The sequence below is a fragment of the Nocardia sp. NPDC058633 genome (assembly GCF_042717045.1).
GTDB lineage: Bacteria > Actinomycetota > Actinomycetes > Mycobacteriales > Mycobacteriaceae > Nocardia.
This window is the reverse complement of sequence record NZ_JBHXRA010000004.1, coordinates 317,822-330,415: the sequence shown is the minus strand read 5'-3', so window position 1 is coordinate 330,415 and position 12,594 is coordinate 317,822. Positions and strand designations below refer to the sequence as shown.

The 12,594-nt window shown below is 67.4% G+C and carries 12 protein-coding genes; 7 read left to right on the top strand and 5 right to left on the bottom strand.

Annotation, left to right across the window (positions count from 1 at the left end):
* Positions 1 to 4: 4 nt before the first annotated feature.
* Positions 5 to 1,372 carry an NlpC/P60 family protein gene (locus ACFWUR_RS07380; protein ID WP_378903472.1) on the bottom strand — a complete coding sequence of 456 codons (1,368 nt, stop codon included), beginning with the start codon at positions 1,370 to 1,372 and terminating at the stop codon, positions 5 to 7.
* A 322-nt stretch (positions 1,373 to 1,694) separates the two neighbouring features.
* Positions 1,695 to 2,246 carry a DUF6676 family protein gene (locus ACFWUR_RS07375; RefSeq protein ID WP_378903336.1) on the bottom strand — a complete coding sequence of 184 codons (552 nt, stop codon included), beginning with the start codon at positions 2,244 to 2,246 and terminating at the stop codon, positions 1,695 to 1,697.
* A gap of 298 nt (positions 2,247 to 2,544) precedes the next feature.
* Between ACFWUR_RS07375 and acnA the strand changes: the two genes are divergently transcribed.
* Complete coding sequence (acnA, locus tag ACFWUR_RS07370) at positions 2,545 to 5,343, top strand: aconitate hydratase AcnA (RefSeq protein ID WP_378903333.1); 2,799 nt, start codon at positions 2,545 to 2,547, stop codon at positions 5,341 to 5,343.
* Between the two features lie 131 nt (positions 5,344 to 5,474).
* Positions 5,475 to 6,044: a TetR/AcrR family transcriptional regulator gene (locus ACFWUR_RS07365; RefSeq protein WP_266290299.1), complete on the top strand. Its 570-nt coding sequence runs from the start codon at positions 5,475 to 5,477 to the stop codon at positions 6,042 to 6,044.
* Between the two features lie 163 nt (positions 6,045 to 6,207).
* On the opposite strand, the gene ACFWUR_RS07360 is transcribed toward ACFWUR_RS07365, so the two are convergent.
* Positions 6,208 to 6,708 carry a MarR family winged helix-turn-helix transcriptional regulator gene (locus ACFWUR_RS07360; protein ID WP_378903329.1) on the bottom strand — a complete coding sequence of 167 codons (501 nt, stop codon included), beginning with the start codon at positions 6,706 to 6,708 and terminating at the stop codon, positions 6,208 to 6,210.
* Between the two features lie 32 nt (positions 6,709 to 6,740).
* On the opposite strand from ACFWUR_RS07360, the gene ACFWUR_RS07355 reads away from it, so the two are divergent.
* The 4 genes from ACFWUR_RS07355 (at position 6,741) to ACFWUR_RS07340 (ending at position 9,452) form a co-directional block, all read left to right on the top strand.
* Positions 6,741 to 7,265 carry a cupin domain-containing protein gene (locus tag ACFWUR_RS07355; protein ID WP_378903326.1) on the top strand — a complete coding sequence of 175 codons (525 nt, stop codon included), beginning with the start codon at positions 6,741 to 6,743 and terminating at the stop codon, positions 7,263 to 7,265.
* Between the two features lie 86 nt (positions 7,266 to 7,351).
* Complete coding sequence (locus tag ACFWUR_RS07350) at positions 7,352 to 7,771, top strand: acyl-CoA thioesterase (protein WP_378903323.1); 420 nt, start codon at positions 7,352 to 7,354, stop codon at positions 7,769 to 7,771.
* 286 nt (positions 7,772 to 8,057) lie between these two features.
* Entirely contained in the window at positions 8,058 to 8,477 is a 420-nt protein-coding gene (locus ACFWUR_RS07345) for a hypothetical protein (protein ID WP_378903320.1), read from the top strand.
* Positions 8,478 to 8,492: 15 nt separating this feature from the next.
* A complete protein-coding gene (locus tag ACFWUR_RS07340) occupies positions 8,493 to 9,452 on the top strand; it encodes a hypothetical protein (RefSeq protein WP_378903318.1) in 960 nt (319 codons plus the stop codon).
* 18 nt (positions 9,453 to 9,470) lie between these two features.
* Here the strand turns inward: ACFWUR_RS07340 and ACFWUR_RS07335 are convergent, their stop codons facing one another.
* Positions 9,471 to 9,743, bottom strand: coding sequence for a helix-turn-helix domain-containing protein (locus ACFWUR_RS07335; RefSeq protein WP_378903315.1), 273 nt, complete (start codon positions 9,741 to 9,743; stop codon positions 9,471 to 9,473).
* 189 nt (positions 9,744 to 9,932) lie between these two features.
* Positions 9,933 to 11,564 carry an ABC-F family ATP-binding cassette domain-containing protein gene (locus tag ACFWUR_RS07330; RefSeq protein WP_378903312.1) on the bottom strand — a complete coding sequence of 544 codons (1,632 nt, stop codon included), beginning with the start codon at positions 11,562 to 11,564 and terminating at the stop codon, positions 9,933 to 9,935.
* Positions 11,565 to 11,686: 122 nt separating this feature from the next.
* Between ACFWUR_RS07330 and ACFWUR_RS07325 the strand changes: the two genes are divergently transcribed.
* A complete protein-coding gene (locus ACFWUR_RS07325; protein WP_378903309.1) occupies positions 11,687 to 12,451 on the top strand; it encodes an SDR family oxidoreductase in 765 nt (254 codons plus the stop codon).
* The last annotated feature ends 143 nt before the right edge of the window (positions 12,452 to 12,594 follow it).

Genomic DNA, 12,594 nt, shown 5'->3' with positions numbered 1-12,594 from the left:
CGGCTCAGTCGGTGACGATGCGGACCGCGTACGGCATGATGCCGTCTTCACGGACCGGGGAGATCTTCACGACATCCCCGGATTCGGGGGCCTCGATCATCTTGCCGTTGCCCAGGTACAAGGCCACGTGGACGCTGCCACCGGGGCCCCAGAACAGCATGTCGCCCCGTTCCCGATCCGCGACATCGACGCGGGTACCCGCGTTGTACTGGTAGCCGCTGTAGTGCGGCAGCGAGACGCCGATGCCGGCGAAGGCGTACAGCATCAGCCCCGAGCAGTCGAAACCGACCTTGTTGAAGTCGCCGTGGGCGTCGCCGGTGCCGCCGTCGCGGATGCCCAGGGTGGGTCCGGCCTCGTCGCCACCACCCCAGGCGTAGGTGACGCCGAGCTGCGACATCGCGCGGTCGACCACCGTTTCGATCGCGGCCGAGCCGGTGACCTGCGGTTGTGAGGAGCGCGGCGGAGTTCGGCGCGGGGACGCCGGGGTCGACTCGAGGTCGGTGTGCGGGCGCTGGCCCTCGTTGAGCTCGGCGGCGCGGTCGCGGGCGGCCTTGTCGGCGGCGGCACGGGAGGCGGCGGCGTTGGCGGCGGCCAGCAGCGCCAGCACCTCGGCTTCGCGTTGGTCGTCCCAGGTCAGGAAGATCTCACGCTGGCTCTGCAGCCCGGCGACGGTCGAGCGGGCCACGTCGAGGGCGGCCTGGGCGGCGCTGCGGTCGCGACGCAGGGTGTCGCGAGCCACGGCCTGGGTGTCGAACTCGGATTTGGCGATGTTCACCGCGGCCTGGGCGGCGTCACGCTGACGTTGCGCGCCCGCGGCGGCGGCGTCGGCGTCGGCCTTGGCCTGGCGCGCGGCGGAGTTCTGATTGGCCTGGGCGACCTGGGCGCGGCGCAAGCCGTCGAGCACCTGTCGCTGGTTCTTCGACACCATCCCGAGCACCTGTGCGCGGTCCATCGCGGCATCGGGGGTGGAGGAGGCCAGGTAGGTGACGACCGAGCTGGTGGCGGGACGCACATAGGCCTGGGTGGCGACCTGATCGAAATCCGCGCGTGCCGCATCGACTTTCACGCCCGCGTCGGCCAGTTGGGCCTGGCTGTCGGCGACGGCGGCCGCGGCCGCGTCGGCGGCGTCGCGCGCGACCTGCAGGTCGACGAGCGCCTGGTTGACCGCTTCACGTTTGCCCGCGAGTTCGTCGTCGAGTTCGCGCAACTGTTGATCGGCCGCGGCGACGCGATTGATCAGCACGCCGATCTCGCTCACCCGCGCGTCGACCTGGGCGCCCGCGCCGGCGATCTCACCATCGGAAGGATTGGGTGGCGGTGGTGGTACCGCCGCGACCGGTCCCGCGCCGCCGAGTACCACCAGCACCGCCAGCAAACCGATCGCTATTCGTAATAGACCTGGTTCGTCTTGCCTGCCCGCACCGCGCACGGCACCTCCGAGTATCTCGACTCGACATACGCCACCGGCACATCAGCCGAAACACCGACCACAAGAGTCGACCAATGCCCCCTGTACCACTGCATTCACGATCACGATCACCGCAACCGTACGACACATAGTTCACAAAGGAAACATCCGTCACAATGGCGCGCGGGAACAATTCATCGATAGCTCAGAATTAGCCTGACGGGCGACAGTTTTCTACCCCGCAAAACAGACCGCTGGTCTGCAAATGTGACTGGAGTGAAACCAGTTAGTTGGTGGAACCCACATCTGCGCGCGGCGACGCAGCGACAGCAGGGGCGTCCGCCTCGGACCCGCGACGGACCTTCACCAGATACAGCCCGGCGATCATCAAGGCCATGAGGGTCAGCAAGACCGTGGTGATGACGCCCCAAGAAACCCCTTCCGGCTGCTCGAGCCGGTCGACGAAGGCCTGCACGGCCTCTTCGGGGTGGTTGCCCTTGTACTTGGCCGCGTCCTCGGCCCACTCGAGCCGGACCCGGCTGATGCTGTCGCTGTAGGTGCCGAGCCAGTCGTCACTGAAGACCGCGACGGTGCCGTGCGTACTCTCGCCGACCTCGGTGGCCAGGTCACGTAGGCTCGAGTCATGGCCGGGATTGCCGGGAACGATGACGACGCTGAGCGGGATCCCCTCGGATCGTGCCTGCGCGACGATCGCCGCCAGTTTCTCCTGATCCTGACCTTTGGGGGCCGCGACGTGATTGTCGGCGAGGTCGGACGCGACGCTGCTCAGCACGGTGTTGGGCGGCAGTTCGGCCGCCATCGGCGCAAAAGTGGTCATCTTCCATCCGGTCTGTCGAGCCACGATCGCCTGCGTCGCGACGGGCGTCCAACACTGCAGAGTGAGCGTCACTGCGTCTTCCCCGACTTCGCTCGACTCCGCACAGTACGCGACCGCGCGCTCGGCTATGCCCGCACGGCACACCCGACGGCCCCCGCGTATTTCATAGGACAAGCGTACTGTTAGGCTCGTACGGCGAGGAAACCGGCATCTCACGGCGCCGGATACCCCCTCCGAAGACGCGAGTCGCCGGCACAGCCCCGCCGGCGGCACACCCTCACACATGAGTGGAGCTGACGTGACGAAGATTGATACCTTCGGCGCCAAGGGCACGCTCGAGGTCGGAAGCAACTCCTACGAGATCTTCCGTCTCTCGGCTGTTCCCGGCACCGAGAAGCTGCCCTACGCCCTGAAGGTGCTGGCAGAGAACCTGCTGCGCACCGAGGACGGCGCCAACATCACCGCCGATCACATCCGCGAGATCGCGAACTGGGACCCCTCGGCACAGCCGAGCGTCGAGATCCAGTTCACGCCCGCGCGCGTGATCATGCAGGACTTCACCGGCGTGCCCTGCATCGTCGACCTCGCCACCATGCGTGAGGCCGTCACCGTCCTCGGTGGCGATCCGAGCAAGGTCAACCCGCTCTCGCCCGCCGACATGGTCATCGACCACTCGGTGATCCTGGACGTCTTCGGCCGCGCCGACGCGCTGGAGCGCAACGTCGACCTCGAATACGAGCGCAACGGCGAGCGTTACCAGTTCCTGCGCTGGGGCCAGGGCGCCTTCGACGACTTCAAGGTCGTCCCCCCCGGCATGGGCATCGTCCACCAGGTCAACATCGAATACCTGGCCCCCACCGTCATGGTCCGCAACGGCCAGGCCTACCCCGACACCTGTGTCGGCACCGACTCGCACACCACCATGGTCAACGGCCTCGGTGTGCTGGGCTGGGGCGTGGGCGGCATCGAGGCCGAGGCCGCGATGCTGGGCCAGCCGGTCTCCATGCTGATCCCGCGCGTGGTCGGCTTCAAGCTGACCGGTGAGATCAAGCCGGGCGTCACCGCCACCGACGTGGTGCTCACCGTCACCGAGCAGCTGCGCAAGCACGGCGTCGTGGGCAAGTTCGTCGAGTTCTACGGCAAGGGCGTGTCCGAGGTTCCGCTGGCGAACCGCGCCACCCTGGGCAACATGAGCCCGGAGTTCGGTTCCACCGCGGCGATCTTCCCGATCGACGGCGAGACCATCAACTACCTGCGCCTGACCGGCCGCAGCGACGAGCAGCTCGCGCTCGTCGAGGCGTACGCCAAGGAACAGGGCATGTGGCACGACCCCGAGCGCGAGCCGGTCTACTCGGAGTACCTCGAGCTCGACCTGAGCACCGTGGTGCCCTCGATCGCAGGCCCGAAGCGCCCGCAGGACCGCATCCTGCTGTCGGAGTCCAAGCCCGCCTTCCGCTCCGACATCCTGACCTACGTCGGCGAAGGTGACTTCACCATGCTCGACGAGGGCGTCGACGAGACCTTCCCGGCATCGGACCCCGTCGCCGTGTCGGCCAACGGTGCCAACGACGACTACGCCCCGGCCCACTCGGCGGCCAAGGGCGCCAACGGCCGTCCGTCCAAGCCGGTCGAGGTCACGGGCGAAGACGGCAACACCTTCGTGCTGGACCACGGTGCCGTCGTCGTCGCGGGTATCACCTCCTGCACCAACACCTCCAACCCGTCGGTCATGCTGGGCGCCGCCCTGCTCGCCCGCAACGCGGTGGAGAAGGGTCTGTCGACCAAGCCGTGGGTGAAGACCAACATGGCGCCGGGTTCGCAGGTCGTCACCGACTACTACGAGAAGGCCGGCCTGTGGCCCTACCTGGAGAAGCTGGGCTTCTACGTCGGTGGCTACGGCTGCACCACCTGCATCGGTAACACCGGTCCGCTGCCCGAGGCGATCTCGGCCGCGATCAACGACAACGACCTCTCGGTCACCGCCGTGCTCTCCGGTAACCGCAACTTCGAGGGTCGCATCTCCCCCGACGTGAAGATGAACTACCTGGCCTCCCCGCCGCTGGTCATCGCATACGCGCTCGCGGGCACGATGGACTTCGACTTCGAGGCCGACGCGCTGGGCCAGGACTCCGACGGCAACGACGTGTTCCTGAAGGACATCTGGCCGTCGGCTCAGGAGATCGACGACACCATCAAGTCGTCGATCAGCCAGGACATGTTCCGCAAGTCCTACGCCACCATCTTCGACGGTGACAAGCGTTGGCAGGGTCTGGCCACCCCCGAGGGCGACACCTTCGCGTGGGACGAGAAGTCCACCTACGTGCGCAAGGCGCCGTACTTCGACGGCATGTCGATGGACCCCTCCCCCGTCACCGACATCTCCGGCGCTCGCGTGCTGGCGCTGCTGGGCGACTCGGTCACCACCGACCACATCTCCCCGGCGGGCCCGATCAAGCCCGGCACCCCGGCCGCGCAGTACCTCGACGCCAACGGTGTGGCCCGCAAGGACTACAACTCGCTGGGCTCGCGTCGCGGTAACCACGAGGTCATGATCCGTGGCACTTTCGCCAACATCCGGCTGCGCAACCAGCTCCTGGACGACGTCTCGGGTGGTTACACCCGCGACTTCACCCAGGACGGCGGCCCGCAGGCGTTCATCTACGACGCCTCGCAGAACTACCAGGCCGCGGGCATCCCGCTGGTCGTGCTCGGCGGCAAGGAATACGGTTCGGGCTCCTCGCGTGACTGGGCCGCCAAGGGCACCAGCCTGCTGGGCGTGAAGGCCGTCATCACCGAGTCGTTCGAGCGTATCCACCGCTCCAACCTGATCGGTATGGGCGTTGTGCCGCTGCAGTTCCCGGCCGGCGAGTCCGCCGCGTCGCTGGGCCTGACCGGCACCGAGACCTTCGACATCGCGGGGATCACCGCCCTCAACGAGGGTGTCACCCCGAAGACCGTCAAGGTCACCGCCACCGCCGAAGACGGCAAGGTCACCGAGTTCGACGCGGTCGTGCGCATCGACACCCCCGGTGAGGCCGACTACTACCGCAACGGCGGCATCCTGCAGTACGTGCTGCGCAACATGATCCGCGGCTGATTGTTCGACCCGGTGGCGTGACACCGTAAGGTGTTGCGCCACAAGGGCATTCGTTTGCCTGTGCATAATGCGACAGCCCCCGTCTCGGTTCGCCGGGGCGGGGGTCCGTGTATCCGCTAGTTGGAGGAATCATGCCCAAGGTCAGCGACGACCACCTCGCCGCCCGCCGCAGCCAGATCCTCGACGGTGCACGACGCTGCTTCGCCGAATACGGCTACGACGGTGCCACCGTGCGTCGCCTGGAAGAGGCAATCGGCCTGTCCCGAGGTGCGATCTTCCATCACTTCCGCGACAAGGACGCCCTGTTCTTCGCCCTGGCCAAAGACGACGCCGAACGCATGGCCGACGTCGCGGCCAACCAGGGCCTCGTCCAGGTCATGCGCGACATGCTCGCCCGCCCCGAAGAATTCAACTGGCTGGGCACCCGCCTCGAGATCGCTCGCCGAGTACGCACCGACCCCGAATTCCGCGCGGGCTGGACCCAACGCTCGGCCGAACTCACCGCCGCGACGCTCGCCCGGCTCGAGCGCCGCAAGGCCGCGGGCGCCTTGCGCGACGACGTTCCCACCGACGTCCTGCTCGGCTACCTCGACCTGGTCCTCGACGGCCTCATCGCCCGCATCGCCTCGGGTCATACCAACGAAAACCTCTCCGCCGTACTGGATCTCGTCGAGGCCTCGGTACGACGCAAGGAATCCTGAGTCAGGATCGGCGCGGCCACAAAGTAGTTCGGTAGGTAGAACACCGCCTTGCCGAAGAGGGTGGTCGCAGGTGCGATTCCCGACTCCGCAGCCGCCCTACTCTCTTCGATTGCGCTCGGCGGGATCGTGCTCCGACGTCATTTCCCCGGTAGGGATCGGCAGGTCAGCTCGCCCAACCGCCGAGCAGGGTTCGCGTAATACGGTCCAGGGCGAGACGGTCCGCGGGCTCCAGCACCGACAGCATCGCCGTCTCGTTCTCGGCGTGCGCCACGACCACGGTATCGACCAGCGCTCGCCCCTCCTCGGTGAGCGCCACCCGCACCGCGCGTCGATCCTCGCGATCGGCGATGCGCCGGACCAGACCCGCCCCTTCGAGTCGGTCGATGCGGCCGGTCATCCCCGCCCGCGACAGCATCAAGGTGTCGGCGAGCACCGACGGGTTGAGCTCGAAGGGCGCACCCGAACGCCGCAGTGCCGCAAGCACATCGAACTCGCCACGCTGCAATCCGTGTGCGGCGAAGACGGATTCGATGCGCGCGGTCCCGAGGGCGAGCACCCTGGCGAGCCTGCCGAAGACCGCCATCGCCTCGAGCTCCAGATCGGGCCGCTCCCGCCGCCACTGCGCCGTGATCGCGTCGACCACGTCGGGTTCGCGTTCATCCATGGACACGATTCTATTCACTGAGATATAGTTCGGTGACGAATTATCAACTGACGAACGGACCTGCCGTGACCGCCACCGACATCGCCCTCTGCCTGCCCGCCGACGCCGAGACCCTGGGCACCGAGAACGTGCGGATCCGCCTGCTCACCGACGCGAACGCCAGCGACGGCGCGGTGAGCACGCTCGAGGTCACCATGACGCAGGGCGCCGACGGTGCCGCACCGCATTTCCACACCCGCTCCGACGAGCTGTTCTACGTCGCCGACGGCGAACTGCAGGTCATGGCCGGTGATCGCATACTCACCGTCGGCGCGGGCGGTTCGCTGGTCGTGCCGCGCCGGATGCCGCACGCCTTCGGCGCCACCCCGGACAGCGGCGCGCGCATCCTCATCGCCCTGATGCCCGGCGTGCAGCGCTTCGAGTACTTTCGCCTGCTCGACCGCCTCATCCACGGCGATGCCACCCATGACGAATTCATCGCCGCCCAAGAGGAATTCGACAACTACTTCATCGACGCGCCCGCCTGGTGGGCCGAGCGCAACGCCCAGCGCGGCTGATCGGTCATACGCGCCACCGACACACTGTGGCCGAGATTGCACGCCGTTCGGGAACAACAGGACCGAAGCCGCCGGTTATACGCCGTATGACGTTCTCCGTACCGGTCCTCGTCCGCGGCTACGAGCTCGACACCCAGGGCCATCTCAATCACGCCGTCTACCACCAGTACGGCGAGCACGCGCGATGGGAGCTGATGCGCGCCGCGGGGATCTCGCAGGACAAGTTCATCGCCAGTGGCATCGGCGCGGTAGTACTCGAGTCGACCATCAAATACAAGCGTGAACTGCGCGGCGGCGACGAGGTCACGGTCACCTGCGCCTTCGACTGGAAGGAAGGCGAGAAGATCTTTCGCTTCCATCAGCAGATCATCAAGCTCGACGGCACCGTCTCCGCGGAGATCACCGTCGTGGCGGGCGCGATGGACCTGACCACCCGCCGACTGGTGCCCAACCCCGCCGAACACTTCCGCGGTCTCGCCGAGAATCCCGAACTGCTCGGCCTCTAGAGACGCACACGGCGCGGCGCGCATCTGCGGACACAGGCCCGGAGATGCCCGCTGCGCCGTTGTCGTCTCCGTTTGCTGCCGGATTGCCCGCGTGAACACAGTTCCGGTATCCGAGTTGTCCGAAATTCTTTCCCCGCAAGGCGATCACGCGCCGCTCGGCGGATTGCCCGGCACTCCGCAAATCTCGCGAACCCGCTCGGCGGACCACCCGGTCGCGCTATGATCCGAAGCACCTTTTGGGGTTCTGGCAAATCGCGAGCAGACGAGAAGATCGGAGTGAGTGCCCATGACCGACGCCATCCACCTCCCCGCGACCGCGTCGTCCCGGGATCGGGGCCCCGCCTTGCGCGGAGTGCTGGTGGCCGAGACCGATCACGACATCTCGGTGCGCGTCGACGGTGGTACCTGGACTTTCGATCGCAACGACGTGGTGCGACTCACCGAAGACCGCGCGGGCACGGGGGAACGTCCGGTGCGGGTCGACATCCGTCCCGGCGCCACCGCCGATTTCACCCGGCGCATGCGCGTGGAGCTCGTCGACCGGCCGATCACCCTCGCGCCGGAACCGTCGGAGGCGCTCGGCGACGAGCAGCTGGCCCGCGCCACCCGCAGCTGGGCGACGAAGTTGCGCATCGCCGAACGAGGTGGTGTCACCGGCTCGACGTTCACCTTCCGCGACGGCATCAACTGCGACAGCCTCGACTGAAGCGGCACAGCGGTCATGGAAGGCGCTACCGACGCCGTGCTCATCGTCTCCGAAACCGACGACCTGCACGCCGATGCGCTGGCATCGACCTTGCGAGAACACCACGGACTCGACCCGATTCGGCTCGACCTGCGTGATTTCCCTTCCGAGACAGGGAGTTTCCGGCTCGACAAGGCGGGCACCAACCGCGCGCTCTCCCATGTCCACGGTCTCGACGGCGTGCGCGCGGTGTGGTGGCGCAGGCCGCATCCGTGCAAGGTGCCCCACGGCGTGCGCGCCGCCGACGACGAATTCCGGCAGGCCGAGTGCGACGGATTCCTGCAGGGCATGCTGTGGTCGATCCCGGCGTACTGGATCAACGACCCGGCGGCCGAACGCACCGCGACGCGCAAGATCGTGCAACTCGAGACCGCGCAGCGGGCGGGTTTCACGATCCCCGAAACGCTGATCACCAACGACCCCGACGAAGCGCGCAGCTTCGTCGAATCCCGGTGCGGCCCCGTGGTCTACAAGCGCACCGGCACCGGGCGTGGCGAGTTCTCGGAGACCAGGATCATCACCAGGCCCGAACTGGGCAGACTCGAGTCGATTCGCTCCACGCCCACCACGTTCCAGGACTATGTGGAGGCCGACTGCGATCTGCGAGTGGTCTGGGTCGACGGTGTCGAGTGGAGTGTGCGCATCGACTCCCAGGCAGGAGTCGGCCGGATCGACTCCCGCCTAGACACTTCGGTCACTTTCGCGCCGGATCGGCTCCCGGCCTCGGTCAGCAAGTCCCTCGCTACGCTGATGGGCGCGCTAGGGCTCAGCTTCGGCGTGGTGGATCTGCGCCTCGGCGTCGACGGCGAGTACTACTTCCTCGAGGTGAACCCGCAGGGGCAGTTCGCGTATCTCGAGATCAAGACAGGACTGCCGCTGTTCGCCAGCCTGGCGAATCTCTTGGTCCGCGGCGATGGAGCCGTGGCAGGCTGGTAGCGGCTGCGATCGCCCGGCTCAGTCGGCCGGATTCTTGCGCCGATTGGCGCCGCCGCGCCCACGCAGTTCGACATGTGACTCGACGAGCACATTGTGGATGAACCCGTACGAGCGGCCCGTAGACCTGGCCAGGGAGCGGATCGACGCTCCCGCCTCGTACTGCTTCTTCAGCTGGGACTGCAACCGGTCGCGGGACTTGCCGGTGACCCGGGTGCCCTTGCCCAGCGCGGCCTTGCCGATCGTCGATTTACTCTTGGCCGACCTAGCGGCCTGTCTGGCACTGTCGCTCATGGCTTCCTCCGAGTCGCCGAGCACTGCTTCCAGGCTAGACACTCCGCACTCGGTGATCAACGAAAACAGTGATCGAAGTCACGCGATCCCGGCGAGTCCCGTCCCGACACCGCGTTTCACCCCCGCGACCACGGTCCGGGCGGTGTTCGACCAGCGCCCGATTCCGCGGCCCGCCGCGTACCCGAGGGATCAGGCGAGGTCGATCAACTCCGCGTACTCCGCGGACCAGTGGTCCTCGGTGCCGTCGGGAAGCAGGATGACCCGCTCGGGGTTGAGCGCCTCGGCCGCGCCCGGATCGTGCGTCACCAGGACCACCGCACCGGCGTAGGTACGCAGCGCCTCGAGAACCTGCTCGCGCGAGACCGGGTCGAGGTTGTTGGTCGGTTCGTCGAGCAGCAGCACGTTCGCCGCCGAGGACACCAGCCCGGCCAGCGCCAGACGTGTCTTCTCACCGCCCGACAGCGTGCCCGCGGGCTGCTCGAGCTGCGGGCCGGTGAACATGAACGCCCCGAGCAGGCTGCGCAGCTCCTGCTCCCCCGCGTCCGGCGAGGCATGGCGGATGTTCTCCCACACCGAGGCCTGATCGTCGAGGGTGTCGTGCTCCTGGGCGAAGTATCCGACCTTGAGCCCGCGCCCCTGCTCGACCCCGCCCGCGGTGGGCGTCTCAACACCGGCGAGCAGTTTCAGCATGGTCGTCTTACCGGCACCGTTGAGGCCGAGCACCACCACACGGCTGCCCTTGTCGACAGCGAAGTTCACGCCGGTGAAGATTTCCAGGGAGCCGTAGAGCTTGGTCAGGTCTTTCACCATCAGCGGGGTCTTGCTGCAGGCGGCGGGCTCCGGGAACCGGATGCGGGCGACCTTGTCGTTCACGCGCACGTCGTCGAGTTCGTTGATCAACCGCTCGGCGCGGCGCACCATCTGGTGTGCCGCGGCGGCTTTGGTGGCCTTCGCGCCGAGCTTGGCGGCCTGCTGGCGCAGTGCGCCCGCCTTCTTCTCGGCGTTGGCGCGCTCGCGGACGCGGCGCTGCTCGTCGGTGGCGCGGGCGTCGAGGTACTTCTTCCAGCCCATGTTGTAGACGTCGGGCTCACCGCGCACGGCGTCGAGGAACCACACCTTGTTGACCACGTCGCCGAGCAGTTCCACATCGTGGCTGATCACGATCAGACCGCCGTCGTGGCTCTGCAGGAAGCCGCGCAGCCAGGTGATGGAGTCGGCGTCGAGGTGGTTGGTCGGCTCGTCGAGCAGCAGGATGCGGTCGGAGCGCCCACCCGAGCCGTCGGAGGCGGAGAACAGGATGCGGGCGAGCTCGATTCGGCGACGCTGACCGCCGGAGAGGGTGCGCAACTGCTGGTCGAGGACGCGATCGGGCAGGCCGAGGCTGTTGCAGATGCGCGCCGCCTCACTCTCGGCGACGTATCCGCCGAGCGAGGAGAATTGGTCTTCGAGACGCCCGTATCGGCGAATCGCCTTGTCGCGGGCGGCATCGTCGGCGACCTCGGCCATCTCGACCTGGGCCTTCTCCATGTCGCGCAGCAGCACGTCGAGCCCGCGCGCCGACAGCACCCGGTCCTTGGCGATCACATCGAGATCGCCTTCCTTCGGGTCCTGCGGCAGATAGCCGATGTCGGTGGAGCGCGTGATCTTTCCCGCGTACGGCTCACCCTCGCCCGCGAGGATGCGCAGGGTGGTGGTCTTGCCCGCACCGTTGCGACCGACCAGTCCGATCCGGTCGCCGGACTGCACCCGCAGCGCCGGCCCGGGGGCCGAGAGCAGGGTGCGGACTCCGGCCCGGACCTCCAGGTCGGTCGCCGTGATCACAGAGTTCTCCTCAGAGTAAGACAAACGGGAAAGGTATATCGGCAAGAACCACTTATTTTACCGTCGACCGCTTCGGAAGCCGAACCCGGCGCCGCCGATGTGAGCGTGGTTACTCTCTTGCCATGACTACCGATCTACTTGGCCGTACCGCCCTCGTCACCGGAGCCAGTCGCGGCATCGGTCTGGCCACCGCGGCCGAACTGATGAGCCGGGGCGCGAACGTGCTGATCACCGCCCGTAAACCCGAACCACTGGAAGAAGCCGCCGGCGAGCTGCGCGCCCTCGGTCACAAGGGCCAGGTGAGCACTTTCGCCGGCAATGCCGGCGATGCCGACGCGCGCGCCGAGGCCGTCGCCAGGGCCGTCACCGAGTACGGCTCGCTGGATATTCTGATCAACAACACCGGCATCAACCCGGTCTACGGCCCGCTCATGGATGCCGATCTGGGCGGGGTGAGCAAGATCTTCGATGTGAACGTGGTGGCGTCGCTGGGCTACGTGCAGCAGGCCTACCGCGCGTGGATGGCCGAGCACGGCGGTGCGGTGGTGAACGTGGCCAGCGTCGCGGGCATTCGGTCCTCCGGAGTGATCTCGGCCTATGGCGCGTCGAAAGCGGCCCTGATCCGGCTCACCGAGGAGCTGGCATGGCAGCTGGGGCCCAAGATCCGCGTCAACGCGGTGGCGCCGGGCGTGGTGAAGACGAAGTTCGCCGACGCGCTGTACTCCGACGACGAGGAGCGCGCCGCGAGCGTCTACCCGATGAAGCGGCTCGGCGTGCCCGAGGACGTGGCCCGGTTGATCGCGTTCCTGGTCTCCGACGAGGCCGCGTGGATCACCGGTGACTGCGTGCGGGTCGACGGCGGGCTGCTCTCCACCGGCGGCATCTGAGGTCCTACACCGACGACGAAGGGGGACAACGGCTCCCGAAACCAATTCGCCCCAGGGATTTTAAGTACACAAACCCGGGTAACCCCCCCCGCTACGACCCCTCTGTGCCAGGGGACGCGGCGTACCGGCCGGGCAGCCCGACA